The sequence below is a fragment of the Microbacterium sp. PMB16 genome (genome assembly GCF_051294855.1).
GTDB lineage: Bacteria > Actinomycetota > Actinomycetes > Actinomycetales > Microbacteriaceae > Microbacterium.
Genome location: NZ_CP145908.1, coordinates 3892003 through 3918216 on the forward strand (window position 1 = coordinate 3892003; position 26214 = coordinate 3918216).

General features: G+C 66.0%; 24 protein-coding genes and 1 tRNA gene. 11 read left to right on the forward strand and 14 right to left on the reverse strand.

Annotated features, from left to right (window positions below; translation table 11 throughout):
- The first annotated feature begins 306 nt into the window (after window positions 1–306).
- The 4 genes from V5D55_RS18735 to V5D55_RS18750 all read left to right on the forward strand — a co-directional run bounded on the left by V5D55_RS18735 (window position 307) and on the right by V5D55_RS18750 (window position 4950).
- Window positions 307–1455, forward strand: a complete 1149-nt coding sequence (locus V5D55_RS18735; RefSeq protein ID WP_435745999.1) for a hypothetical protein — start codon at window positions 307–309, stop codon at window positions 1453–1455.
- A complete protein-coding gene (locus tag V5D55_RS18740; protein ID WP_435746002.1) occupies window positions 1449–2009 on the forward strand; it encodes a hypothetical protein in 561 nt (186 codons plus the stop codon). Before V5D55_RS18735 ends, V5D55_RS18740 begins: the two co-directional genes overlap by 7 nt.
- A gap of 674 nt (window positions 2010–2683) precedes the next feature.
- The gene (locus tag V5D55_RS18745; protein WP_435746005.1) at window positions 2684–3508 is read left to right on the forward strand and encodes a hypothetical protein; all 825 of its coding nucleotides are present in this window, start codon (window positions 2684–2686) and stop codon (window positions 3506–3508) included.
- 149 nt (window positions 3509–3657) lie between these two features.
- Window positions 3658–4950, forward strand: coding sequence for a hypothetical protein (locus V5D55_RS18750; protein WP_435746007.1), 1293 nt, complete (start codon window positions 3658–3660; stop codon window positions 4948–4950).
- 224 nt (window positions 4951–5174) lie between these two features.
- Here the strand turns inward: V5D55_RS18750 and V5D55_RS18755 are convergent, their stop codons facing one another.
- The 3 genes from V5D55_RS18755 to V5D55_RS18765 all read right to left on the reverse strand — a co-directional run bounded on the left by V5D55_RS18755 (window position 5175) and on the right by V5D55_RS18765 (window position 9565).
- On the reverse strand, window positions 5175–5333 hold the full coding sequence (locus tag V5D55_RS18755) for a hypothetical protein (RefSeq protein WP_435746009.1): 159 nt from the start codon (window positions 5331–5333) through the stop codon (window positions 5175–5177).
- 75 nt (window positions 5334–5408) lie between these two features.
- The gene (locus tag V5D55_RS18760) at window positions 5409–8480 is read right to left on the reverse strand and encodes an N-6 DNA methylase (RefSeq protein WP_435746012.1); all 3072 of its coding nucleotides are present in this window, start codon (window positions 8478–8480) and stop codon (window positions 5409–5411) included.
- Between the two features lie 131 nt (window positions 8481–8611).
- Window positions 8612–9565: a CpaF family protein gene (locus tag V5D55_RS18765; protein WP_435746014.1), complete on the reverse strand. Its 954-nt coding sequence runs from the start codon at window positions 9563–9565 to the stop codon at window positions 8612–8614.
- Between the two features lie 154 nt (window positions 9566–9719).
- Here V5D55_RS18765 and V5D55_RS18770 point away from each other — a divergent pair, with 154 nt between their 5' ends.
- The 3 genes from V5D55_RS18770 (at window position 9720) to V5D55_RS18780 (ending at window position 10915) form a co-directional block, all read left to right on the forward strand.
- Window positions 9720–9851, forward strand: coding sequence for a hypothetical protein (locus tag V5D55_RS18770; RefSeq protein ID WP_435746016.1), 132 nt, complete (start codon window positions 9720–9722; stop codon window positions 9849–9851).
- Window positions 9852–9991: 140 nt separating this feature from the next.
- Window positions 9992–10073, forward strand: a tRNA-Leu gene (locus tag V5D55_RS18775).
- A gap of 77 nt (window positions 10074–10150) precedes the next feature.
- Window positions 10151–10915, forward strand: a complete 765-nt coding sequence (locus tag V5D55_RS18780; RefSeq protein WP_435746019.1) for a DedA family protein — start codon at window positions 10151–10153, stop codon at window positions 10913–10915.
- A gap of 30 nt (window positions 10916–10945) precedes the next feature.
- Here V5D55_RS18780 and V5D55_RS18785 read toward each other — a convergent pair whose 3' ends face one another.
- Entirely contained in the window at window positions 10946–11788 is an 843-nt protein-coding gene (locus V5D55_RS18785; RefSeq protein WP_435746021.1) for a Ku protein, read from the reverse strand.
- A gap of 90 nt (window positions 11789–11878) precedes the next feature.
- Between V5D55_RS18785 and ligD the strand changes: the two genes are divergently transcribed.
- The gene (ligD, locus tag V5D55_RS18790; RefSeq protein ID WP_435746024.1) at window positions 11879–13852 is read left to right on the forward strand and encodes a non-homologous end-joining DNA ligase; all 1974 of its coding nucleotides are present in this window, start codon (window positions 11879–11881) and stop codon (window positions 13850–13852) included.
- A 19-nt stretch (window positions 13853–13871) separates the two neighbouring features.
- On the opposite strand, the gene V5D55_RS18795 is transcribed toward ligD, so the two are convergent.
- The 6 genes from V5D55_RS18795 to murI form a co-directional block, all read right to left on the reverse strand.
- On the reverse strand, window positions 13872–14792 hold the full coding sequence (locus tag V5D55_RS18795) for a cation diffusion facilitator family transporter (RefSeq protein ID WP_435746026.1): 921 nt from the start codon (window positions 14790–14792) through the stop codon (window positions 13872–13874).
- Between the two features lie 88 nt (window positions 14793–14880).
- Complete coding sequence (locus V5D55_RS18800; RefSeq protein ID WP_435746028.1) at window positions 14881–15687, reverse strand: PHP domain-containing protein; 807 nt, start codon at window positions 15685–15687, stop codon at window positions 14881–14883.
- Window positions 15688–15727: 40 nt separating this feature from the next.
- Window positions 15728–16327, reverse strand: coding sequence for a dihydrofolate reductase family protein (locus V5D55_RS18805; protein ID WP_435746030.1), 600 nt, complete (start codon window positions 16325–16327; stop codon window positions 15728–15730).
- A 60-nt stretch (window positions 16328–16387) separates the two neighbouring features.
- Window positions 16388–16981: an RdgB/HAM1 family non-canonical purine NTP pyrophosphatase gene (rdgB, locus tag V5D55_RS18810; protein ID WP_435749344.1), complete on the reverse strand. Its 594-nt coding sequence runs from the start codon at window positions 16979–16981 to the stop codon at window positions 16388–16390.
- A gap of 2 nt (window positions 16982–16983) precedes the next feature.
- Window positions 16984–17730 (reverse strand): ribonuclease PH, encoded by a 747-nt coding sequence (gene rph / locus V5D55_RS18815; protein ID WP_435746033.1) that lies wholly within the window; start codon window positions 17728–17730, stop codon window positions 16984–16986.
- 32 nt (window positions 17731–17762) lie between these two features.
- Window positions 17763–18599, reverse strand: coding sequence for a glutamate racemase (murI, locus tag V5D55_RS18820; RefSeq protein ID WP_435746036.1), 837 nt, complete (start codon window positions 18597–18599; stop codon window positions 17763–17765).
- A gap of 75 nt (window positions 18600–18674) precedes the next feature.
- On the opposite strand from murI, the gene V5D55_RS18825 reads away from it, so the two are divergent.
- On the forward strand, window positions 18675–20000 hold the full coding sequence (locus tag V5D55_RS18825; RefSeq protein ID WP_435746038.1) for a nicotinate phosphoribosyltransferase: 1326 nt from the start codon (window positions 18675–18677) through the stop codon (window positions 19998–20000).
- 93 nt (window positions 20001–20093) lie between these two features.
- On the opposite strand, the gene V5D55_RS18830 is transcribed toward V5D55_RS18825, so the two are convergent.
- Genes V5D55_RS18830 through V5D55_RS18840 form a run of 3 tightly spaced genes read right to left on the reverse strand, consistent with a single transcriptional unit; the run spans window position 20094 to window position 23726 of the window.
- On the reverse strand, window positions 20094–20360 hold the full coding sequence (locus V5D55_RS18830; protein WP_028503536.1) for a DUF3039 domain-containing protein: 267 nt from the start codon (window positions 20358–20360) through the stop codon (window positions 20094–20096).
- A gap of 40 nt (window positions 20361–20400) precedes the next feature.
- Window positions 20401–21966 carry a hypothetical protein gene (locus V5D55_RS18835; protein WP_435746042.1) on the reverse strand — a complete coding sequence of 522 codons (1566 nt, stop codon included), beginning with the start codon at window positions 21964–21966 and terminating at the stop codon, window positions 20401–20403.
- Window positions 21942–23726, reverse strand: coding sequence for an ATP-binding cassette domain-containing protein (locus V5D55_RS18840; protein ID WP_435746044.1), 1785 nt, complete (start codon window positions 23724–23726; stop codon window positions 21942–21944). Before V5D55_RS18840 ends, V5D55_RS18835 begins: the two co-directional genes overlap by 25 nt.
- 250 nt (window positions 23727–23976) lie before the next feature.
- On the opposite strand from V5D55_RS18840, the gene V5D55_RS18845 reads away from it, so the two are divergent.
- Entirely contained in the window at window positions 23977–24669 is a 693-nt protein-coding gene (locus tag V5D55_RS18845) for an NTP transferase domain-containing protein (RefSeq protein WP_435746047.1), read from the forward strand.
- Between the two features lie 80 nt (window positions 24670–24749).
- Window positions 24750–25757, forward strand: coding sequence for a hypothetical protein (locus V5D55_RS18850; protein ID WP_435746049.1), 1008 nt, complete (start codon window positions 24750–24752; stop codon window positions 25755–25757).
- Between the two features lie 55 nt (window positions 25758–25812).
- Here the strand turns inward: V5D55_RS18850 and V5D55_RS18855 are convergent, their stop codons facing one another.
- Window positions 25813–26172, reverse strand: a complete 360-nt coding sequence (locus V5D55_RS18855) for a hypothetical protein (protein ID WP_435746051.1) — start codon at window positions 26170–26172, stop codon at window positions 25813–25815.
- Window positions 26173–26214: the final 42 nt, after the last annotated feature.

Sequence of the window (26214 nt, forward strand, 5' to 3'; positions counted from 1 at the left end):
GAGGTTCGTTATGTGCGACGCGACTGGCGAACCTCCTCAAGTCGTCCGGGGATGGGATGATCGCGCCTGATTTCGGCTGAACCTCGGACTTCGCCCCAACCGGGCGTCGGCAGGTTGTGACTGTTCTGTCGTTGATGTCGGGGGGCGGATGAGGCGAGCGAGAACGACACAACGATCGCTCACTTTGCCTTGACTTTCGTCCGGGGCACTGCGACAAAAGTCCTACAGACGGCCCCCTCGATCCGTCAGTATGTTGTGGGTTCGTCCACTCGGGCGATGTAAGCATCACGAAGCTATCGGGGGATCATGAAAGTTCAGTACCACCGGACACAACGAGTGATTGCAGGGGCGGTGACGCTTGCACTCGCGTCAACACTTGCTATCTCGACGTCTGCTGCATCAGCGGATGCGCTCTCGGAATCGGAAGGGACGACGGTCGCGGAGGTACCATCCCAGGACGCTGCGGAGTTCATCTCCGAAATCGTTCTGGCTGACGCTGCAACGCTTCCGATCGAGCCAGGCTCGGAGTCGAATCTCGGTGTGACGGTGCCCATCTCGCTCGAGGAGCCGATCTCGGTCTCGACTGATCGCGGAACACTCAATATGGCGATCCCGGCAGCGGACGGTGCTGCTGCGTCCGTCTCCGCAACTGGCGATGTCATAGTCGCGTCGGAGAACGATGGAGCGGACCTCATCGTCCAAGAGCTTGACACGTCATCGCTGAGCTTCGAGGCCGCGGCCACCCGAACGCTGATTACGATCGACTCGTGGGACGTCGACCCGCTGTTCACCTTCTCACCCGAAGTGCCTCCTGGGGGTTCGATCACACTCGACGAGGAGACCGGTGGGGTCATTGTCCTGGACGCAGATGGCAATGCCAGTAGCGTTCTCTCCTCCCCCTGGGCATTCGATGCCGAGGGGACTGAGGTCCCCACCTGGTACGAGGTCGAGGGCGGTAACGTGTACCAGTACGTGGACCACATCGGCCGCCAGTACACCTACCCCGTGGTCGCCGACCCGGTCTGGGTCATCCCTGTCCTACTCTTCGTGGGGCGCATCGTCCTCAAAGAGGTCGTCGCTTCAACAATGGCTGCGGCAGCTGCTAAAGCCATCTCGGGGATCGGCACCGTGGCGAAGTACCGTTCGTGGACCGATGCGAACAAGCGCCACAACATGATCATCTATACGAAGAAGAACCCCGGGACGAGGTGTGATGTCCACCACACCCTCCCCCAGAAGTTCAGTACGTACTTCGCCGGTCGAGGATTCACAGGCTCCGATTCGATTCACCACCCCAAGTACCTCGTATGGTGGGAAGTGAGCGACCACCGAAGCAAAGCCCTCGCCGTCAACACCATGTGGGGCGCCTGGATCAAAGACCATCCGACCGCGTCGAAGTCGGCGATTCTGATCGAACGAGCGGCCGTGATGAGAAAGTACCCGCCAAGATGTTGAAATCTGAAGAGGCGATCATGCGGAGCCTCAACTATGAGGGTCGGTCCGTCATTCGGGGCCGATGGGGATCTAAGCAGGCCTGGGGCCTCCTCTCCTGGGCGGGACAACAGGAAGCCTGGAACATCCTCCCTGATGGCCGTGACGTCGGCGACGTCCTGCGCTCGGGAGATCTCACCTCGCTCCCACCGACCTGGATCAAGATCACCAACACGGGGACCTACGGCGACATGCTGTGGGACGGTGCTGGAGGGTTCAGCTTCGTGTCAGAGCGATTCGTGAGCGCGATCCAAGAAGCCGGCTTCGGTGGGTTCCAGCTTCTCCCGTTGGAGGTGCAGCCCAAACGTGGCGAGCGGTTCCCCGGATACTCGCTCCTACTTCCCGACAACAAGGACGAGGACGCGCCGATTCGGTCCTCCCCGTTCGTGTACAGGTCAACGTCCTGGCTCGATGTGTCCGCAGAAGCTCTAGCTGCACTTGAACGAGCGGGCGTGACGGCTTTCGATGTCACGGACGCCGCCAAAGACGCCGCGCGATACTTCGAGGACCGGTTGTAATGTCCAGGGACGTTGGTGAGTGAATCGGGTGCGAGCTGTTGACGGGTGAAAGCCCCGTCGCGAGAGTGGAGCTGTCTAGGAACCACGTCACGCACAGGAGGCCCTCGTGTCCCCCGGTAACGCTGCTCTCAGCCCGCGTTGTCGTCTGCGTTTAGCCAAGCTCATCGTTGATGACTTCGCTTCGATTGTCATCTACTTCCGGGTGATGGATCGAGTCGAAAATGCTGCGCCTGGCGCTCCGTCGATCGCGGCGCTGTCCCCCATTCGCCCTACAGACATTCGCCGCCATCGTCTTTCACCTCACCTGGGCTGACAAACACGGCGATCGACAGCCTGAGACTTCGGGTGGATCCCTCCCCGCGTCGGTGACGCTGCCACCAGAAGTCATACAGACCGGCGTCAAGCCGACGAGGCGGGTAGGGCGTGCCACGGTTCAAGACCGTCGCATGCACTTGCTGGTGGACCGTTCACACGAACCAAAGCGGCACTGCAGCCGCAACTTCACCATCTCCTGGGTTCGAGCCTCTAGTCTGCGGTCGGAAGCAGGGCCAAGGGTGCCGAGATCTGAATCGTAGATACGCTCGCCACAGTACGTCGACGCAGAAGGAGGTAGCTGGCACATGCGAATACCCGAAGACATGCTTGGCTTTCGTGGAGACCCCAAGTGGCGAGACATGTCCGACTATCTGGTCCACTTCACCAAGCGCCCCGCGCTGCTGAGCATCCTCGAAGCGGGGCATGTCGATGCGCGCAACCAGTTCGGCTGGGGTCGCAATGACACGTCGACTGCTCACCTGCGGATGTCGGCGTGTCTGAGCGAGGTCCCCGTGGACCAGATCGAACGCATCGCCTCGCGGCGTGGGCACTACGGCATCGGTTTTCGCCGAGACTTCATCCAAGGGCTTGGCGGGGCGCGTGTCTGGTACGCCGAAGAGCCTCAGCGGACGATCCTGTTCGACACCTTCCGGCCGCTTTACAGGAACGATAGGGACCGGACGAACGGGTTGTGGAAGCTGACACCGTTCATCGACGATGTTAGACCGGAGTACGACTTCACGTGGGAGCGCGAGTGGCGGGTGCCAGGCGGAGTGCGCTTCGCCCTCGCCGACGTTCAATTCCTGATCCTTCCACGTGGCGAAGACAAGGAACTCTTCCGCAACCCTGCTCCCGACGTGCCGCTCCTAAGCCCCCAGGGGACGGAGTTTTGGCGCGACGCCTGGGTTGCCCTCGGCAACGATCAAGATCGCGATGTCGACCGTTTCCTGCGCGAGTACGCCAACCCGGCCGACTACCTCACATGGGATCACGAGGAGTACGACTACACGTGGCCCGTGGAGGGGCAAACCTCGGCCGAAGCCGTCGAGGACGTATTCGACGCTGAGCTCGACTATGAGGCTCAGGCGGAACTTGTATCCCGCCTGGACGGGATCTCCGGGGGCTTGTGGCTCAAGATAAGCGCGTTCGAGGAGTGGGCCGCGGACGCCGACCTAGGCGTGTAGACGTTCTAACATGAGCCGGCAGCCCGAAGGGGCCCTTCAGGCGCACTCATGCAGGCGCTCATCCCGGGCGGCGGGCGGCGGCCCCGTCGAAGGCGCGCCGTCGAAGTGACTTCGGTGACGGCCTATAGCATGGCTGCCGGGAGGCAAGGATGCTGCGGTCAGATTTCGACAGTCACGCACTGTGGGGTGTACTCGACAGGATCGACGATCAGCTCACCGCGATCGTCGACGAGCATCAGCCTGCTGAAATGCCGTTCATCGAACGCATCAAGGCGCAGATGGCGTATGTGCGTAGCTTCGACGTCGTCGCCTCGACACGGGCAGCCTTCTTCCATCCACAGATGCTCGCGCCAGTGCAGACGGTTTGGGAATCTGTCGAGAACTCGTTGTCAACTCGTGTCGGCAGCGGGATTGACTACGCGAACTATCTTCAGCAGGCTGCGGATCAAGCGGAAGCCGGCCTGCTGCAAATGGCCGCGTGGCCACGTCCCTATGGCAGGGGCGGCGAGGTCAACCAGATGAACACTCTCTTCGAGCAGTTGCTCGAAGCCCAGCGCATCAGTATCGACGCACTCAACACTGAGCACGAGAAGCTGCGGAACGAGATGACTGATTACGACGCGCGAGTTGAGTCGAAGCGCGACGCAGTTAGCGCGGAACTGCTGGAGGCCCAGGCCAAGCTCGAATCATTGCAAGCAACCATCGAAGAGCAGAAGAGCGAGCTCACGGTCGCAGTGGCTGAAGCTGAGTCGGCAGTCGAGGCCCTCGACGAGAAGAACTCCGCGGCCTATAAAGAGTGGCGCAGCGCTCGCGAAGCCGCCTTCAACGAGGACTTCCAACCGCTGAGGGATAGCGCCGCCAAGCGTCTAGATGCCGCTGAGGCAGAGTACGCGGAGTTGATCGGCGCCAAAGAGAAGTACACGAAACTAGTTAGCGCGATCGCTGCTGACGAAGTTGCGTCGCAGTTCGAGTCGGAAGCGGACTGGGGGCGTCGTGTCGGAAACCGCTTCTACCTTCTCGGCTTTGCCCTCCTGCTCGTCGCGACAGTGCCGCTCATCTTGTTGATCTTCGATGGCACCAAGTCCGACGACGGCACCGTGGACTGGACCGCGATCATTACCCGGGCAGCTATAGGCATCTTGGCCGGCTCCGCGGCAACCGTGGCGATCAGACTTGGAAGCCGCTTGATCAACAACGCCAACGCCATCAAGCGGATGGAACTAGAGCTACGCGCGATCGGTCCGTTCCTTGCGAACGTTTCCGAGAAGCCCAAGGTGGACGATGCCTTTATCGAATTGGTGGGTAAGGCTTTCGGCAACACTTACGCTGAAACGACGTCTACGGGTGGCAAGGATTCGACGGACGACAAGACGTCAGTCACGACGTTGGCGCAGCTTCTCGAACTCATCGATAAGGCGCGGAAGGTTCTGCCGCCGGGGTAGACGTCTTCTTGACTGGTGCCGCTCCAAGATGAAGCAGCGCCGCCAGGACACTAGTCCAAGGGCTTAAGGCGGGGGTTCGAGGCAGGCGGCAGTTCCCACCCGTGACGTTCATGGATCTGCCTGATGAGGTCTCTTGCGTGCGATTCCAACTTGGAGAGCGCCGTCTTGTCATACCCCACAGCGCGGAAGCGTCGAACGTTCTGGCTGAGCCCCTTGAGTCCAGGTCATGAGCGGTTCAGAGTCTCGAGTCGCTGCTCGACGCTGTCGCCGGGCTGCGCGGCCCCCATGGCCTGACGAGCAAGCGACGCCCCCAGGGCACGCTCCGCCTCCAGCGATGTGTCGAGGCCATCCCAGTCGGTGTACTCGTCAGCCAGGTCGATCATGGCGATGCGCAGGTTCGCAAGCCGCAGCCAGCGCCTCACGATCCGGCAGATGACGACCTGATTGCCCTAGGCGACTCAGACGCGTGCCTCTGGCACTGCAGCCAATACTGCGGCCTCGATCTGCGCTGCCAAACCGTCGTCGATAAGGGCCTGGCGCACTGCTAGTCGTTTCCGCTGGAATGTCACTCCTTCCGGAAGCTCCAACTCTGCGGCGAGAGCTTCCGCGCTGCGACCGCATCCGGCAAGCTCGGCGTGCGTAGCGTTGCCCGCGTCGTACGGAGCGATGAGAGCCCGAAACACGTTCTTGTCGAAGTCTCGTGGGCCGAACAGCCCAACTGCCTGAAACGGTCGAACGCGGTCAAGAACTGCCTTTGAGTTCAGGATCGCCATCAAGTAGAACGCCTCGTCCTCGTTCGCGGCAGGCGCCCAGTAAAGCTTGTGGTCGATGATGACGCTAGATTCGATCCGGCTGGCGTTGAGGGTCGATCCCGCTTTCGTGTACACAACCCGTTGCGTCGGTGCAGGAAGCTGCGCCGAGAGCTGGCCATGGAAATCGATTCGATCTAGCAGGGACTCGTCAGCTGCCCCGGTTCTGTTCTGAGCGAACGATGCCTCTGCAGCTGTCCACCACTGCGCGAGGGCCGGATGGTTCAAGATGTCCGCTTCGCTGAACAGTCGGCGCCCCGACGGCTCAATCGGGAGGACAGCCTTTAGCGGCTCAAGCTGGCGGAAAGGCAACGTCGTTTCGCCGAGGGCAATGCGCCGAATGAACGAACGCTCCACCACTCCGGCCAGCCCGGGGACATCGCGCCAAAGTCGATCCTCCTGATTGGTCCGACGTGATTCGACAAAAGCCCGTCCCGCGCCCGGTCCCAACGGTCCACTGTTCGCTTCGTTCACCATCATGAGCACCCGAGGCGCGAGAATCGCGCCCTGTCTGAATCTCGATCGATAGGGTGACCACTGAGTTGGCGTGTTCTGGCTGGTCACGCCAACCGTTCCGGCAGAGCGCGACAGGCGGCTCTGCATAGTCTCCCAGTCGACATTCGACTCGCGGCCCGTCGTCCGCCAGAGTTCGACCTCAGCGGTCAGCGGTGAAACTGATTGAGTCTTCTCGGCGAAGACCACGCACGACGTCATCGGGAAGCCCGTTCGCGCTGCGGCAAGATCCCATGGTGTTTCAAACTTCGCCGAGAGTTCGGACGTGCGCCCGTTCCATACGCCCGCACGGAAGCGCGAGTGGGGCTGACGCGTAAGAACGCCATGTGGCATGACGAACGCCATACGTCCTTCAGGCCGCAGGTACATGTCGGCCGCACGCACAACGAACAGGGTCGCTAGATCCCTGCCCGAGGCGCCGAGAGCGCCCGAGACGAGGCCATAATCGCGCAACATAGCTGTATATCGCCGCTGCATGGCGGGACTCATCTTTGAGTAAGCAAGCCAAGGCGGGTTCCCGATCAAGACATCGACCTGATTGGCGGCATCCGACAACCACACTGGGCGCACGAGGTTGCGCACGTAGTACGCCCAAATGTGGTCGCGGCCTCGGGCGTGAAGCGACCTCAACGCGTGGAACGTCGCCATGAGAGTCTCATGCGCGACCTCGGGGATGGCAAACTGCCGTAGCAACGGCGCCATGAGCGCTCGATCCGACCGATCACTCATGTCCTTCGCGCGGTTCGCCATCTCCCCTAGGAGAATGTCGAAGTTGCTCGCGTCGCTCACTATAGAACGCGGGAACACCAGGTCATCCTCGAACAGAGTTACCTCGGGCCCCGTCGGCAGGTCACTGCCCGCCGTGCTCACTGAGATGTTGTCCTCGTGGGCGAAGATATCCAGCCGCTGCTCCCATTGAAGCGCGTCGCCGAGATACACAGGAATTGCGATTGGGCCCCGGGAATCATCGTTGAGGCGGTCAGCGCCTATCGCGAGCAGATACGTGACACGCCCGAGCGACACCGCCACGGGATGGATATCGAGTCCAAATACGTGACTGACGAGCCCCTGCACAGATTCACCGATCGGAGTGCCCGCTGCTTCCGCTGCGGCCAGATAGGAGCGAACGGCGTGGAAGAGAAACGTCCCCGACCCGCACGACGGATCGAGCACTTTTTGAGCGAGCGGGTCCGTGATGACGTGCTCCACCATGGCGGCAGCAAGCCAGTCCGGCGTGTAGTACTCCCCGAGGCGCTGCCGCTCGGAAGACTCGATGACCGACTCATAGAGCACCTTCAGAACATCGTGCCGAACGTCAATCCAACGGAATTGCGCTATACGTTTCGCCAGCGTCCGGACGAAAGCCTCGCCCCCCTCGACCTCAAGCACCCAGTCGAAAAAGTCTGCCTCGACCACGCCAAAGAGTTGCCTGTTGGCGAACTCAGTGCCCGTCACGAGCGAATTTGGTGTCAGTCCGCCCGACTCGCTGACGTCGAATCCGATCGCCGCGTGAGCGATTATCTCCGCAGAAAGGACAAGCAAGGTGTGATTGAGGAAGAGGCGCTCACTGTCCTCGAAGTTGCTACCCAGCGCAGTGCGGAGCAACTTGCCCCAGAGCTCACGCTTCAGCGCGACCTCCGAGCTCGCGCCCGCTGTGGCGTAGAGCGCGCGCAATGTTGAGTAGTCGTAGAGATGGGCGGGCGAGTCCGCTCCGAGGCGGCGGACTATTTCCTCGGGAGTTGGGTCGACTTGCGATTGAGTCGCGAGAATCGCCTCAAGCCATGCGACCAGTCGGTCAGTGTCTGCTGCCGTTCCGGTCAGCGTGAGAATTGCAGTGCGCTCAAGTACATCGCCCTGCAAACGGTAGAGGTTCCATTCAGTGCCGTCCGTGATGATTCCCGCACAGTCCGCGCCAGTGACCTCGATTCGGTTCCGGACGTACCCGGCGAGCTGAGTTTCCGCGTCAGCCAGGATTCCCGCGGTTCGCAAATCGCGCTTGACCTCGATGGTGACGTGACCGATCGCGACATCGATGCGTCGGCGGGTACCGTCTCCCGTCCCGACCTCAGTGCGGGCAACTTGCTCGGTCGTTAGGTCGAGGCCTCCCACCGTCAACAGCCCGTATACGTCGGCTTGAATCTCGTTCTCCGCCCGGACTTCGCGAGATGCCAACCTGTTGACAAAGACGTCGCGCGGCTGGTCCGTCATTGAGCCTCCTAGTAAGCGTAGTTTCGACGCTACCGCACCGCCGGAGAGTAGCGGGGGACGTCCGATAGCTTCTGTCGTGGCGGACGCTCGGCCCGCGCAAGCGCCGCCGTCGCTTCCCAGGGGTGGATACCTCAAGCGCTTCGGGCCGATGCGCGGTCAACTTCTGTAGGCAATGTGAATGTATCTTTTGCGATGACGGGCACGCCCGTGTTCAAGGCGAGCACGAGGTCAAGCGCCTCGGCGTCGCGCACCTCGCCGACGACGAGTCGATCGGGCCGCATCCGCAGCGCCTCTTTCACCAGACGACGCAACGTGATCTCGCCCGTTCCCTCCAGCCCGGCCTGCCGCCCCTGCAGAGCGACCAGATCCGGCCCCTCGACGGCGAGCTCGAATGTCTCCTCGACCGTGATGATGCGCTGCGACTCGGCGCAGGCGGCGAGCAGCGCACCCAGCAGGGTCGTCTTGCCGGCGTGAGTCGCCCCCGACACGATCACGCTCCGCCCATCTCTCATCGCTTCACGGAGCATCTCCCCCACGTGCGACGGCATCGCGCCCTGTGCAGTCAACGCCTCGAGGGTGCGATAGCGCGGAAGGAACTTGCGGATGTTGACTGCCCACGACCCGCGCACGACATCGGCGATCGCCACGTGCAGCCGGGAGCCATCCGGGAGCGACGCATCGACGAACGGCTGACTGATGTCGACCCGGCGGCCGGTGGCCTGCAGCATCCGTTCCACCAGATCGCGCACCGTCGCGTCCGAGAGGCGCAGAGAGGTGCGCTCCGACGCACCGGCTCGTGCGACATGCACGCGACCGTCGCCGTTCACCCAGATCTCCTCGATCTCCCGATCATCGAGGAATGGCTGGAGGACGCCGAGGCCGCTGACCGCGGCGAGCACATCGCGCACGCACGCCACCTCGTCGTCGATGAGCGCCTCGCCGCGCGCCAGCGCGTAGTCGTCGTGACGCCGGACCTCGGCATGGGCGATGCGCCGCGCAGCATCCGGATCGACCGACGGATCGATCCCCTCCGCCCGCAGACGCGACCGCACGCGTTCGGCGACGAGGGCAGACGGATGACTCACCCCGGCATCCTCGCAAGAATCACGCAGGCGCCTCGAAAGTTATCCACAGGGTGGACACCGCACATCGCTCCACGAAGCGCAAGGGTGCTGACGGCGCCGACCTGCGGTGATGGACTGCCCGGAACTGACCACCACATCAGCGAAAGGAACAGTCATGACCTTCCCCGTACCCACGCCTCCCAACGAGCCGCTGACGCCGACTCCGCAGGAACCGCCGGCCCCGAACCCCCAGGAGCCGCTGGCCCCGAACCCGGCAGAGCCGGTCATCCCCGGTTCCCTCTCCTGACACGACACCCGAGGTCGTCTTCCGCATCTGCGCGGGAGGCGGCCTCTTCGCATGCGCGGAGGACCTCCGACCGTGTCACCGGAACTGCGGGCTGATCCCCAGAATCTCGGTTTGTGCCATCGGTAGACTGATTCCACCGCGCGGGAGTGGTGAAATTGGCAGACACGCAGGATTTAGGTTCCTGTGCCCTAGGGCGTGTGGGTTCAAGTCCCACCTTCCGCACGAGAGCTGCTGTCCGGCATCCTCACCGCTACACCGCCGACCAATAACGACCGACGGGAATCCCTGTGCTCGAATCCATGCTGCACGCCCCCACCGCCCTCATCCCCTGGCTCGACCCGCAGGCCATCATCGGCGCGGCAGGGCCCTGGGCGCTCCTCGTGGTGTGCTTCATCGTCTTCGCCGAGACGGGACTGCTCGTCGGGTTCCTGCTCCCGGGCGACACGCTGCTGATCATCGCGGGACTGCTCACGCACACCAGCAACGTGTTCGGCGTGAACATCTGGGTGGTGTCCCTGCTCATCGCGCTCTCGGCCTTCGTGGGTGGTGAGGTCGGCTACGTCATCGGCCACAAGGGCGGACCTGCGATCTTCGAGCGCAAGGAGTCCGGCCTCTTCAGCAAGAAGAACGTCGAACGGACGAACGCGTTCTTCGAGCGTTTCGGCGGCATCACGGTGATCCTCGCCCGCTTCGTTCCGATCGTGCGCACCTTCGCGCCGGTCGCCGCCGGTGTCGGCCACATGCCGTGGCGCAAGTATTCGCTGTACAACCTGATCGGCGCGATGCTGTGGGGCTTCGGGCTCACCATGGTCGGCTACCTCATCGCGTTCATCCCGTGGGTGCGCGACCTCGTCGTCGACTACATCGACGTCATCCTGCTGATCGCCGTCGGCGGCACCGCGCTCGTCACCCTCTGGCACTACTTCGCCGAGCGCCACAAGGCCAAGAAGGCACGTCTCGCCGGCGAAGACATCGTCACGGATGCCGTCGAAGCCGAGGAGCTCGCCCTCGACCCCGAGGTGTTCGAGCGCGCTCCTGACCTGGACGGCGACGGCAAGCACTGAGGCTCGCCCGCAAGGACACCGGCGGAACGCTCAGCCGGTCTTCTTGGCCGGCTTCTTCGCCGTGGTCGGCTTCTCGCTCGCGCGCTTCTCCTTCGACCGGGCGACGCTCTCGCGCAGCGCCTCCATGAGGTCGATGACCTCGCCGCCCTTGGCGTCGGCATCCGCTTCGCCGAAGGCATCGGTGATCTCGAAGCCCTCACCGGCCTCGATCTTCGCGTCGATGAGCGTGCGCAGTTCTTTCTGGTACTCGTCGACGAAGCCTTCGGGATCGAAGTCGGTCGAGTAACTGTCCACGAGGGATGCCGACATCTCGAGTTCCTTCTTCGAGATCCGCACATCCTCGTCGAGGGCGGGGAATTCGGCCTCGCGCACCTCGTCGGCCCAGAGCAGCGTCTGCAGCACGAGCACCTTGCCGCGCACACGGAGCGCCGCGAGACGCGTCTTCTGGCGCAGCGTGAACCGGACGATCGCGGTGCGCTCCGTCTGCTCGAGCGTCTTGCGCAGCAGCACGTACGCCTTCGGCGACTTCGAGTCCGGCTCGAGGTAGTACGGCTTGTCGAGGGTGAGGAGATCGACCTGATCCGACGGCACGAACTCGACGACGTCGATCTCGCGACTCTTCTCGGAGGGCAGGGCGGCGAGATCGTCCTTCGTCAGGACGACCGTCTGACCCTCCTCGACGTAGGCGCGGTCGATGTCGGCGTAGGCGACCGTCTCTCCGCACACCTCGCACGTGCGCTGGTAGCGGATGCGACCACCGTCCTTCTCGTGCACCTGATGCAGCGGCACGTCGTGGTCTTCTGTCGCCGAATACACCTTCACCGGCACGTTCACGAGCCCGAACGTCAGCGCGCCCTTCCAGATCGTCCTCATGTGACCAGTGAACACCAGCCACACCCGTCACTGCCAGCCCCTTGACGCGTCCCTCCCTCGACGGCCCGCGCCCTTGGCTACGCTGACTCCATGGTCGGAGAAGCGCAGGTCGTGCAGGTCGACGGCCGCCGCCTGCGCGTGACGAACCTCGACAAGGTCGTCTACCCCGACACGGGCACCACAAAGGGCGAGGTCATCGCCTACTATTCCGCGATCGCCCCGCTGCTGCTCCCCCTCCTCGACGGCCGCCCTGTCACCCGAAAGCGGTGGGTCGAAGGCGTCGGAACGGCGGATGCTCCGGCCGACGCGTTCTTCACCAAGCAGCTCGAACCCGGCGCGCCGGAGTGGATCCCCCGCCAGGAGATCCAGCACTCCGACGGCGCGAAGGCATATCCCCTCGTCGAAGACGTGCCGACGCTGGTGTGGCTCGCCCAGGTCGCAGCCATTGAACTGCACGTGCCGCAGTGGCGGTTCAGTTCCGAGGGACTCCCGGGGCATCCCGATCGGCTGGTGCTCGACCTCGACCCCGGGCCGGGAGTCGGGCTCGCCCAGTGCGCCGAGGTCGCGCGCATCGCCCGCCGCATCCTCTCGGACATGGGTCTCGATCCTCTTCCCGTCACGAGCGGCAGCAAGGGCATCCACCTCTACGCACCGCTTCCCGGCGAGCAGACCAGCAGCGAGATCTCCGCCGTCGTGAAGGAACTGGCGCGGCTCATCGAGAACGACCATCCCGATCTCGCCACCAGCGTCATGTCGAAGGCCGTGCGCGGCGGCAAGGTGTTCCTCGACTGGAGTCAGAACAACGGCAAGAAGACGACCATCTCGCCGTACTCGTTGCGCGGTCGAGCGCAGCCCTGGGTGGCCGCCCCTCGCACATGGGACGAGCTCGACGACCCCGATCTCGCCCAGCTCGACCTCGACGAGGTGCTCGCGCGCGCCGCGGCCGGCATCGATCCGCTGGCTCAACTCCGGCCCGGATCGATGGCGTCGGTGGCGGCCGCGCCCGCCGCCGCTCCTGCGGCTCCCCCACGCCAGAGCTCCCGCCATCCCCGGAGTGCTCCCGCACCGGCATCCGGTGCCACCATCGCGACTCTTGCCCCGATGCTCGCGGAGAACGGCGTGCCCGCCCTCGCCCGCACCCTCAGCGATCCGTCGTGGGTGGAGGTCAAATGGGACGGCATCCGCGCCATGGGCACGTGGGCGGACGGACGGATGCGGCTACATGCGCGCCGCGGAACCGACATCACGGCGCGGTACCCCGAGCTCACCGCCGACGGTGCACCGTTCCTCCCCGTATCGGATGCCGTGGTCGACGGGGAGATCGTCGCGTTCGACGCGACAGGACGGCCGAGCTTCTCGCTGCTGCAGAACCGCATGCACCTCACGCGACCGCGCGAGATCGAGCGCGAGGTCGTGCGCACCCCGATCGTGTACATGCTGTTCGATCTGCTCCGCCTCGACGGGCACGACCTGACCGCGATGCCGCTGCGCGACCGCCGCACGCTCCTCGAAGACCTCATCGCCGACCTCGACGCGCCCGTGCAGATCCCGCCCGTGTTCGACGATGTCGACGCCGCCCTCGCCGCGAGCGAGCAGTTCGGGCTCGAGGGCGTCGTCGTGAAAGACCCGGGGTCGCGCTACCGCCCTGGTCTCCGCTCCCCGTCGTGGCTCAAGCTCAAGCACACGCGCATGCAGGAAGCCGTGATCGTCGGCATCCGTCCGGGCAAGGGCGACCGGGAGAGCACCCTCGGCTCGCTGCTGCTCGCGGTGCCCGACCCGGCGACCGGCAGCGACGAGGGCCTGCGTTACGTCGGCCGCGTGGGCACCGGTTTCACCGACCGCATCCTGCGCGACCTGCTCGCGCGGCTCGAACCGCTGCGGGTGAAGTCCGCGCCGCTCAGCGGGGTTCCCGCACTCGACGCATCCGACGCGCTCTGGGTGCGACCCGAACTGGTCGGCGAGGTCGAGTTCGCGAACTGGACACCCGACGGGGTGCTGCGCCACGCGCGCTGGCGAGGATTGCGGCCCGACAAGACCCCGGACGAGATCGTCGTCGAGCCCTGACCCTCAGCGGGTGGCTGCGTCAGGCGTGATGCGGTTCGCAGTCCGACTGTTCCGCCGGCTCCAGCTGGAACGTCGAGTGCTCGACGTCGAAGTGGTCGGCGAGGCAGGACTGCATCTCGGAGAGCAGCTTCGCGGCACCGCCGTCGGCGAGCAGCACGGGATCGACGCTGACGTGCGCGGTGAACACCGGCGCTCCGCGGGTGAGCTGCCAGACGTGCACGTCGTGCACCCCGGTCACTCCGTCGTAGCCGAGCAGGTGCGTGCGGATCTCGCTGACCGCGGTGCCCTTCGGCGCCGACTCGGCGAGCACGGAGAAGACCTCGCGCAGCAGCGCGATCGCCCGCGGGATGATCATCGCCGCGATGAACAGGGAGGCGATCGCGTCAGCGGGCATCCATCCGGTCACGAGGATGATGATCGCGGCGACGATGACGGCGGCCGATCCGATCAGATCGCCCATCACCTCGAGATAGGCACCGCGTACGTTGATGCTGGTGCGCTGCGCGCGGCTCAGCAGCCACATCGAGATCGCATTGGCGATCAGGCCGACGACCGCGACGACGAGCATGAGACCGCCCGCGACCTCCACGTCACCGGGGTTGATGAGCCGTCCGATTCCCTCGAACGCGACCCAGCCCGCCAGCAGGATGAGGATCACCGCATTGATGAGTGCCCCGAAGACCTCGGCCCGCTGATACCCGAACGTGCGGCGGTCGTCGGCAGGTCGCGCGGCAACGGAGGCGGCGATGAGAGCGATGACCAGCGCCGAGGCATCCGTGAACATGTGCGCCGCATCGGCGAGAAGCGCCAGCGAACCGGTGAAGATCGCTCCGATGACCTGCACGATCATCACTGTCGCGGTCAGCGAGAGGGAGATCGTCAGGAGGCGTCTGCTGCTTGCCGAGCGGATGCCGCCGGCGGCGGGTGCGTGATCGTGCATGCCCCCTACGCTAGACCGGCCGATGCCCCGGAGAGGGCGATTCGGCCTAGTCGGGAAGGGTAACGAGAACCAGTCTCACGAGTAGCGGTCAGCGTCGCCAGAAGTCCACGGGATCCGCGCCTTCGCGGAACCCGAAGTGCTCCGCCATCGCCATGGCCTCCGGGAAGTTCGCCGCCAGACTCTCGGCCGTATGGGCGTCGCTGCCGAACGAGATCGCCCGCCCGCCTTCCTCGGCCCACCACTGCGGAATCCACGGTCGCAGCTGACGGGTGTTCATCTCCAGCGCGCGCCCTGAACCCGCGATCGCGCGCATCGCCGACCGGAAGCCCTCTTCGAAGGCGCCGGGATCGAACGGTCCAGCGGTCGCGGACGGCCAGGAACGGACGGCGTAGTCGATGTGCGTGAACACGGCGAACGAGTCCGACCCCGCCACCATCCGCGGTATCTCCTCCAGATACGCCCACATCACCTCGGATGCCGGGCGGTGACGGTAGAGGGTCGTCGGCTCCGTCCGGTCCTCGCCCTCCCACGGAAGCATGTGCAGCGATCCATTGACCCGGTCGATGCCACGCGCGAGCACGGGTGCCGCCACGGCATCCCACAGATGGGGCTGACCGAATTCGACGCCGGTGAGGATGCGCAGACCGCGGTATGCCCGTCGCATGCGGTCGATCGCCTCGAGGTATCCGTCCACATCGAAAGCCGGAAGCCGCACCAGTCCGTCTGTGCCCACGTACTTCTGGGCGTGCTCCCCGATGTCCCCGTCATCCACCCGCCAGGCGGTTTCGAGGTCGAGGTGCTCGGTGAAGACGACGGCCGGCAGACCGATCTGCACCGCTCGGGCGCAGATCCGGTCCATCGCGCCGAGCGCCCCGGGGAGGAGCCGGCGTCCCACGACCACTCGCTGTGCACATGGGTGTCGGCCGTCAGTCGGGTCACGTCGGCGACGATACTCCGGTCTGCCGGGACCTCGCATAGGTGAGCACGACGCACCCGTTGTCGAAGGTGCGTGCCTCTTCGAGATCGAACAGCGTCGGCGAGAACGGATGCCGAGCCATCGGGATCCCGTCGCCGGCGATCACCGGGTACTTCTTGACGATGAGCCGATCGATCTCGTCGAAGAGGGCGCCGGCAAGGCCGGCCCCTCCGGCGAGGTAGATGCCGAGTCCGTCCTCCGCCTTGAGCTCTCGCACGCGCGCCACCGGATCCGTGCGCACGATCTCGACGTTCGGCTCCCGCGGATCGTCGAGCGTGGTGGTGAAGACGAGGGTCCGGAGGTGAGCGTACGGATCGGTGATACCGACCTGCAGCGCCGGCTCGTACGTACGGCGGCCCATCACGACCGTGTCGAACTGCGTGACCGGCTCATCACGACCGGCGCGGTCGACACGGACGTGGTAGGGCTGCAGGTCGGCGAGTTCGGTGCCGAGCGTTTCGGCGAAGGCCTCGCTCACGGGGTAGAAATCGACCTCGTCCGCGGGGCCGGCGATGAAGCCGTCGAGGGTCACGGCGATGTAATAGGTCAGTTCTCGCATGCCCTCGACACTAATCACTACAGATGAAGTACGTCAAGTGTAGTGATACTCCGATCTCGGTCAGAGATCGGAGAGGAGGGGAACGAGTTCTGCGAACGCGCGGGCCCGGTGCGATTGCGCCTGCTTCTCATCCGCCGTGTACTCCCCCACGCTGCGCTCGACCCCCGCAGGCTGGCCGTCTGGCACGAAGATCGGGTCGTACCCGAACCCGCCGAGGCCGGATGCCGCGTGCGCGAGCCTCCCTGGCCAGCGCCCCTCGACGACATGCTCGACTCCGTCGGCTGTCACCAGCGCGATCGTCGAGGCGAAGTGCGCCCCACGGTGCGGATCGGCGACGTCGCGCAACTGATCCAGGAGCAGTTCGAGGTTCGCCGCGGCATCCTTCTTCTGGCCGGCCCAGTAAGCCGAGAAGACACCCGGGGAACCGCCGAGCACGTCGACGCAGATACCCGAGTCATCGGCCAGGGCAGAGAGCCCCGTGTGCGCGGCAGCAGCCCGCGCTTTGATGAGCGCATTCTCCGCGAATGTGACGCCGTCCTCGACCGGCTCGGGACCGTCGTAGCCGACGATCTCTAGGTCGGGTCTGGTCTGCGCGACGATCTGCTGGAACTCCGCGACCTTGTGCGGGTTGTGCGTTGCGAGGACGACCTTCATCGTCACTCGCCCGTCTTGGCAGCCAGTGCAGCGAGCTGGTGATCCTTCAGATCGGAACACCCGGCGACACCGAGATCGAGCAGGGCATCCAGCTCGCGCTTGTCGAACGGGGCGCCTTCCGCTGTGCCCTGCACCTCCACGAACAACCCGCGACCGGTGACGACGATGTTCATGTCGGTCTCGGCCCTGACGTCTTCGACATATGCCAGATCGAGCATGGGCTCGCCGTCGATGATCCCGACAGAGATGGCGGCGACCGAGTCGAGCAGCGGCGTGGAGTTCTTGCCGATGAACTTCTTGTCCCGGCCCCACTCGATCGCGTCCGCGAGCGCGACGTAGGCGCCGGTGATCGCCGCAGTGCGGGTGCCGCCGTCGGCCTGCAGCACGTCGCAGTCGATGACGATGGTGTTCTCTCCGAGCGCCTTGGTGTCGACGACCGCGCGCAGAGCGCGACCGATCAGGCGCGAGATCTCGTGGGTGCGCCCGCCGATGCGGCCCTTGACGCTCTCCCGGTCGTTGCGGCTGTTGGTCGCACGCGGGAGCATCGAGTACTCCGCCGTGACCCACCCCTTGCCCTTGCCGGTCAGCCAGCGCGGGACGCCGTTGGTGAAGGATGCCGTGCACAGCACCTTGGTGCCGCCGAAGCTGATCAGTGCGGACCCCTCGGCGTGCGCACTCCAACCGCGCTCGATGGTGATCTCGCGGAGCTGGTCGGTGGAGCGGCCGTCGGCGCGGACGATGTCGGTCATGTGCTTCTTTCGGTGGGGGTGGTCGAATCGACTCAGCGCGATTCGGAGACGGAAGCGGGAAGGTCGATCACGCCGGTCTGCACGAGCTGGACGTCGCGGACCTCGCGACCCATCAACCGGTTGGCCAGAGCGGTGAAGTCGTCGGCGGATGCGCCGGTCGCCTCGTACACGTACGTCGCGGTCGCGTCCGGCGGGGCCAGCAGGTCACCCCGGACGAGCTGGCGGTAGACGTCGCCGGCCGTCTCGTCGTCGCTGGAGACGAGGGTGACGCCCTCCCCCATGACGTAGCTGATCGCGCCCCGGAGGAAGGGATAGTGGGTGCACCCGAGCACGAGGGTGTCGACGTCGGCCTCTCGCAGGGGCGCCAGATACTCCTCGGCGACCGCGAGCACCTCGGGGGTGCCGGTGATGCCGGCCTCGACGAACTCGACGAACCGCGGCGCCGCAGCCGTGAACACCTGCAGGCGCTCATTCACCTCGAGCATGTCCTGATACGCCCGCGATCCGATAGTCCCGACCGTGCCGATGACTCCGACGCGGCCGTTGCGCGTCGACGACACGGCGCGGCGCACCGCAGGGCCGATGACCTCGACGACCGGGACGTCGTAGCGCTCCCGGGCATCGCGGAGCATGGCAGCGGATGCCGTGTTGCAGGCGATCACGAGCATCTTCACGCCCTGGTCCACCAGGGCGTCGAGCACCTCGAGCGAGTAGCGGCGGACGTCGGCGATGGGCTTGGGGCCGTACGGAGAGTGCGCCGTGTCGCCGATGTACACGAACGATTCGCGTGGCAGCTGGGCGCGGATGGCCCTGGCCACCGTGAGCCCGCCGACACCGGAGTCGAAGATTCCGATCGGCGCGTCGTTCATGACTCCCCAGCCTACCGGCGCACGCCCTCGAGCGGGCTCAGTCAATTGCGCAGATGTCGTCACTATGCTGACGGGATGACCACGTCGACGGCGCTGCTCACCGATCGTTACGAGCTCACGATGCTCGCCGCCTCTCTCCGCGATGGCACGGCCTTCCGGCCGAGCGTCTTCGAGCTGTTCTCGCGGCGACTGTCCGGCGGCCGTCGCTTCGGGGTCGTGGCGGGGACAGGGCGGCTGCTCGAGCTGCTGCGCGAGTTCCGCTTCGGCGACGAGGAGCTGCGCTTCCTGCACGATCAGAAGGTCGTCGACGCCGAGACTCTGAAATACCTCGAGGACTACCGCTTCACCGGCTCGATCAGCGGTTACCGCGAGGGCGAGCTGTACTTCCCCGGCTCGCCCATCCTGACGGTCGAGGGCACGTTCGCCGACGCCGTGGTGCTGGAGACTCTCGCGCTGAGCGTGCTCAACCACGATTCGGCCGTGGCGACCGCGGCCTCACGGATGAGCATCGCCGCCGGCGAGCGGCCGCTTGCCGAGATGGGTTCGCGTCGCGCCGCCGAGCGCTCAGCCGTCGCCGCTGCGCGCGCCGCCTACATCGCCGGCTTCGGAGCGACCAGCAACCTGGAGGCCGGTCGCAGCTGGGGCATCCCCACGATGGGCACAGCCGCCCACTCCTGGACGCTGTTGCACGACTCGGAGGAAGACGCGTTCCGCGCGCAGGTCGAGAGCATGGGCACATCGACGACGCTTCTCGTCGACACCTACGACATCCGCACGGGGGTCGAGACCGCGATCCGGGTGGCCGGGACCGGGTTGGGCGGCGTGCGCCTCGACTCCGGCGACCTGCCGATCGTGGCCGGCGAGGTACGCGCGCAGCTCGACGAGCTCGGAGCGACCGAGACGCGCATCACTGTCACGAGCGACCTCGACGAGTACGCGATCGCCGCACTCGCGGCATCTCCCGTCGATGCGTACGGCGTCGGCACCTCGGTCGTGACCGGCTCCGGATATCCGACCGCCAGCATGGTCTACAAGCTCGTCGCCCGCCAGGATTCCTCCGGCGCCTGGATCGGTGTCGCGAAGGCCTCGGCCGACAAGGCGTCATACGGCGGACGCAAGGCTGCGTTCCGCACCCTCACAGAGGGGGTCGCGTCTGCTGAGACGGTCGTGGTCTCCGATGGGTTCGAGGAGCTGGACACCGCTGGCGAGCACCCGGACGGCCGCCCCCTGCAGGTGACGTTCGTCGAGGCGGGCGAGATCGACACCGCACACGAGGGCGCAGCGGGAACGGCATCCGCACGCGCGCATCACCTTCGCGTGCGCGAGGAACTGCCGGTGCGGGCGCTTGCCCTCAGCAAGTCGGACCCGGCGATCCCGACGGTCTACGTCGAGGCGAGCTGACCCGGTCCCTGAGCGAGCGCAGCGCCCCCACGCGGTCCTGAGCGAGCGCAGCGCCCCCACGCGGTCCCTGAGCGAGCGCAGCGAGACGAAGGGTCAGCCGACCATCGATTCGTAGATCTCCTTGCACGTGGGGCAGATGGGGAACTTCTCCGGGTCGCGGCCCGGGGTCCACTTCTTGCCGCACAGTGCGCGCACCGGCTTGCCGGTGATCGCGGACTCGAGGATCTTGTCCTTCTTCACGTAATGCGAGAAACGCTCATGGTCGCCCGGTTCGAGATTCTCCTCGCGGAGGAGCTCTTCCAGTTCGCGATCAAGCGTTGCCACGCCGCCCTGATCGGGGCTGTCCAGCGGAGTACTCATTCCGTGAGTCTAGCCGCGTCGGTGCGCCTGCGGGCGGTCGTCAGGCGGTCTCGACGAACTCCATCAGGCGCTCTCCGCTGCGCTCGAAGATGCGGCCTCCGATGACCGCACCGAGCACCAGGACGACGAGTCCCGTGCTGAGTCCTGCCCAGAACGCGGCGGGCGCGTAGGAGGAGCCCTCGATCATCGACGCCCCGAACAGCCAGATGGTGGGGATGCTCAGCACGATGGCTCCGAGGAACGCGGCGGCGGGCCCGTACGTTCCGCGCGATGCCGGACGCTGCGGCTGCTGGAACGGACTGTCCCCGGGACGGGACACCGCATAGGGCGCCACCACCGACACGATGCTGGAGATGCCCAGCGCCGAGAACAGCAGGCTCGCGGCGACGCCGGTCAGCGGCATCAGCAGACGCCAGTCCCCGATCACGAACATCGTGAGGGGAACGGCGATCGCCAGCACCGGGATCGACACGAGCATGACCGGCACGAGTCGTCCGAGCCGGTCGGGAAGCCCACGGATGCCGCTCGCGACGTGTGTCCACAACGCTGTCGAGTCGTAGGCCACGTCGTTGTGCGGCAGCCAGCCGAAGAACAGCGCCATCACCGGCACGGGAACCAGCGCGGCGATCTCGAGCGGCACCCCGGCGACGATGAGCGGCAGCACCGTGAGCACACCGGCGACCGGCACCACGATGATGTTCATGATGTATCGGCGGTCACGCAGCCAGTACACGAGACTCCGCGCCGCGATCGCGCCGAACGCGTTCGAGGGCAGCAACCCGAACCAGCCCAGCCCGGTGCGCTCGCGCGCCGCGACGGGACGCTCGGTGGTCGTCAGCAGACGCCGTACGAGCCAGGCCCACAGCAGCCACAGCAGAGCGACGGTCAGCACGGCGACGATCCCACTGGTCCACGCGCTGGCGGTGGCATCGGCCGCCACGATGAAGAGGAAGCCCGGTGCAGCCGCGAGGGGCGTGAAGCCGACGGTCGTGGTGAGCGCAGCCAGCGACTCCGGCACCTGACCGTCCCAACGCAGCGAGGCGAAGAAGACGGCGACCGGGAAGGCGATCACGATGAGGGCGAGAGCGAAGAGCGCGGTGAGCTCCCGCGAGCGGCGCTCGGGAAGCAGCAGCGCGTTGATGGCCAACCCGATGCGGGCGGTGAGCAGGGTGGTCGTGACACCGACGATCGTCATCAGCACGGCGAGCGGCCACGGTGCTCCCAGCCGGATGGCGACCACGCAGACGCTGATGTACACAGCGAGAAGAGCCAGGCTCGGCACGCTGACGAACGCGGCGAGGGTGAGCACCCAGGGCATCCGACGCTCATCGACCCCGAACACCGCGAAGCGCCGTGGGTCGAGCTGATCGACCGCGCCCACGAGGATCGGTCCCACCAGGAAGCCGACGAGCAGTGCAGCACCGCCGAGCACGATGACGGCTCGCGCGACGGCGACCGGCGCCTCCGCGAGGCTCAGCACCGCCAGACACACGACGACCGTGACGGCGATGACCGCAGCGAACGTGACGAGTGTGCGCACTCGACGTTCGCCGCGCAGCGATCCGACCAGCAGGGCGAACCTCAGTCGGAGAACGTGTGCAGCCACTCGAGCCCCTCCACCTCACCGCTGGAACCTGCGAGCTCGACGAAACGCGCCTCGAGCGTCTGCCCCGCGCGCACCTCTTCGATGGTGCCTTCGGCCAGCACCTCACCGCCGACGATGATCGCGACGCGCGAGCAGACCCGCTCGACGAGATCCATCCCGTGGCTGGAGAGGATGACGGTTCCACCGTGCGAGACGTACGCGCGCAGGATGTCGAGGATGACGGCCGATGAGACCGGGTCCACGGACTCGAACGGCTCGTCGAGCACCAGGACGCGCGGCGAATGAATCATCGCACCCGCGAGCATGATCTTCTTCGTCATGCCCGCCGAGTAGTCGGAGACGACACGACTGAGCGCGTCGCCGAGATCGAACGCACGGGCAAGGTCTGCTGCGCGCTTCTCGATCACGTCGGCGGCGAGACCGCGCAGCAATCCGTAGTAGTACAGCAGTTGTCGGCCGGTGAGCCGATCGAACGTCCGCAGGCGATCAGGAAGCACGCCCATCACCCGCTTGGCCGCGAGTGGCTTCTCGGCCTGATCGACCCCGCAGATCACGACCGTGCCCTCGTCGGGGCGCAGAAGCCCGGCGACGATCGAGAGCGTCGTGGTCTTGCCTGCGCCGTTCGGGCCGACGATCCCGTAGAACGAGCCGGCGGGGACAGTCAGGTCGATCCCGTCGACAGCTCGGTTGTCACCGAACTGCTTGACCAGACCCCGGATGCGGATCGCCTCGGTGGACGGGGTGGCCTCGATCTCGCCGACGGCGTCGGATGCCGCGTCGTCGCCATCCGCCACGGCATCGGAATCTTCATCGGGCGTGCGGGAATCGTCGGTGGGCTCTTCGACGGCCGGGTCGTCGAGAACCTGGTCGTCGGCGACAGGTTCGGCGACGTCGGGCTCGTCCTTGACCGGCTCATCGACGGCCGGCTGAGAAGCTGCCGGCTCTGGTTCCACCGTGTCGACAGGGTCGGGCGACGAAGTATCCGCCGCCTCGGCGTTCTCCGCCGTGTCCGGCTCGACGACAGGGGCGGATGGCGCGGAAGTCTCATCCGTCACAGTGAGCGCCTCTTCGCGGACGAGCGTCGGCTCGACCGACGCGGGCGCTTCGGTGGCGCGCTCAGCGGCCGCGTTCTCCCCCGCAGCCTTCTCTTCAGCAGCCTTCGCCGCCGCTTCCTTCGCCGCCGCTGCCTTCGCTGCGGCCGTCTTCGCCGCGGCCGTCTTCGCCGCCGTCGAGCGCGCGGTCGCGGTGCGGGCCGTCGATTTCGCGGCCGCGGACTTCGCCGCCGCCGACTTCGCTGCGGCCGTCTTCGCCGCCGTGTTCCTCGCCGCGGGCGTCTTCGCCGTTCCGGCGGCGGCCGTCGGGGCTCCGCCACGCGCGGATGCGGCCCGAGCAGCTGCGGTCGTCGCGGGCTTGGTGGCTCGTGCGGCCGACGACCGAGCGGCGGTGTTCTTCGCCGCCGCCGTGCGCGCCGAGGTCGCGGTACGTGCGGAAACCCCCGCAGCCTGCGGGTCGATCACCATCTTCGCTGCCGGCTCGATCACGACCTCGCCGGTCGGAGCGGCCTTCTCGGCCGCCGCCCGCGGCGGTTTCTTCGTGGCCGTCTTCTTCGCCGCAGGAGCGCTCTTGACGGGAGCCTTTTTGGTAGTGGTACGCGGCTTCGAGGTCTGCTTCACTGGGGGCGTGCGCTTCGCCGACGTCGTGTCGGGAGGGGTCTCGGAATCGTCCACCTGGTCGGTGCGGTCGTCAGGGGAAGGAGTCACCGTCCTACGGTATCAATGGGATGCTGCAAGCCAAGGGCGTGGCGAAACAATCCACGCTCGAATTCCGCAGAATCCGCGCAGGACCCATGCGAGGACCGAGCCTGAGTATTCGGTGTGTACTCGGTCACGAAATGACAACGGGGTCGCTCAGCGCCGGGGCTTCCCAGGCTGAATCGATAGCATGAACGCGGCACGACGAGGTGTCTGGTCGGTTAACCGACCGTGAACACAACTTCCTTTAGGAGCACTCGTGACTCTTCAAACCGTCATTCTCGCAGCAGGCATGGGCTCACGCCTCGGCCGCGCGCTGCCCAAGCCGCTCACCGAGCTGGCCGATGGGCGCACCATCATGCGCCAGCAGCACGACAACATCCGGGCCGCCTTCGGATCCGACGCGCGCATCACCACGGTGGTGGGCTATCGCGCCGAGACGATCATCGAGGCCTTCCCGACCGTCAACTACGTCCACAACGAGCGCTACGACGAGACCAACACGTCGAAGAGCCTGCTGCGCGCACTGAGCGCCACGGGCCGTAGCGGAGTCCTCTGGATGAACGGCGACGTCGTCTTCGACCCGATGATCCTCGGCCGCGCCCTCGAGTACATCGAGCGCGACCAGTCGTTCGTCACCGTCAACACCTCCAAGGTCAGCGACGAAGAGGTGAAGTACACCGTCACGGCGGAGGGCTTCATCGACCAGCTGTCCAAGACGGTGAAGGGCGGCCTCGGCGAGGCCGTAGGGATCAACTACATCTCCTCCGCGAACAAGAAGGCGTTCATGCGTCAACTGCAGCGCGTGGAGGATCAGGACTACTTCGAGCGCGGCCTCGAGCTCGCGATCGCCGAAGACGGCCTCCTCCTCGAGCCGATGGACGTCTCCGACCTGTACGCGGTCGAGATCGACTTCGCAGAAGACCTCGAGCGGGCGAACCTCTTCGTCTGAGCGCACGCTTCGAAAGCCCGGTTCCCTGACAGGAACCGGGCTTTCGGCGTTTTCGCGGGCTGACTTCGTAGGATCGGGGCATGGAGCCCAAGGTGCACAAGATCCACTCGATGCCCGACGATTCTCCCTGGGACAAGGGGGTGCCGCCGGCAGGATCTGCCGAGCACCCGATGATGGTGCGCGGACTCGACCGCGTGCTCTCGATCCAGCGCCCGTTGGTGCTCGCGCATATCCGCAGCATCCGTCTCCGCCACCCGCAGGCCTCCCCTGCCGAGATCATCAAGATCCTGGAGCGGCGCTATCTGGCGGCCGTGACCACCGGCGGCGCGGCCGTCGGAGCGACGGCCGTCGTCCCCGGCATCGGCACGGGCGTCACCCTGGCGCTGTCGGGCGTGGAGACCGTCGGCTTCGTCGAGTCGACGGCCCTCTTCGCGCAGTCAGTCGCGGAAGTGCACGGGATCGCGATCGCGAACCCCGACCGAGCTCGGGCGCTGGTGATGACGCTGATGCTCGGCAAGGAGGGCGTCGATCTGGTCGGGCAGCTCGCAGGCCAGGCGGCGGGGCGTGGTGGCAGCCGCTCGTCGTACTGGGGCGAGCTGGTGACGAAGTCGCTTCCCCGCGCGGCCGTCGGGCCCCTCGTCGACCGTCTCAAGACCATGTTCGTCAAGCAGTTCGCGGCGAAGGGCGGAGCGTCGGTCATCGGCAAGGCGCTGCCGTTCGGCGTCGGCGCTGTGGTCGGCGGGGCCGGCAACCATATTCTCGGACGACGCGTCCTGACGACGTCGCACAGGGCCTTCGGTGTGGCTCCCATCGACTTGCCGCTCGAACTCGAACCGGTCGCGGGTGCGGAGAAGCTGGAACTTCGGATGCTGCGCGGCGCGCGCTTCGCGGGCAGCGCCGTCGCGGGCGCGGCGGGCACGGCAGCGCGCGGCGTGGGATGGGCGGGCCGGAAGGTGGGCGACCTCACCGTCCGCCGCGGCAGCCACCACGATGCGCTGGAGACAGGCGAACCGGGCGACGCTTCAGCACAGTCCGGCGGCCACGATCTCTCCGGCCTCGGCGCGGCGCCAGAGGATTCGACCCGGTAGACGCCGCGGAAGCCGGGGCGGCGCGTCAGCGCCACCGCCCCGGCGAGCCGTCGTTTCAGCGAACGATCTGGATGCTGGAGACCCCCGATGCGGTGGTGCTGCCGAGATCGATCTGCGACCCGGCGCGGACCAGATCCGATCCCGCCTTGCCCTCGATGTACCCCTCGAACATGTTGCTCTCACCCCAGCCGTACCAGTTGACCCGCACGTCGGACGACGAGTTGTTGATGATCTGATCGAACTGCACGCCCGGGTTCACCCGCGGAGCGACCTCTGCTCGGATCGTGCCGTCCAGCACGTAGCAGACGGCCCCGGCGTCACAGCCGTCGGCGGCCTGAGCGGGCACGGCGCCGAGCAGGGCGGCACCTGCCGCCAGCGAGAGGGTGGAAAGGGTGACGGCGATCTGTCGTTTCATGGTTCTGCTCCTGTCTCTGATCGCCGGGCTCGGAGAGTCCGG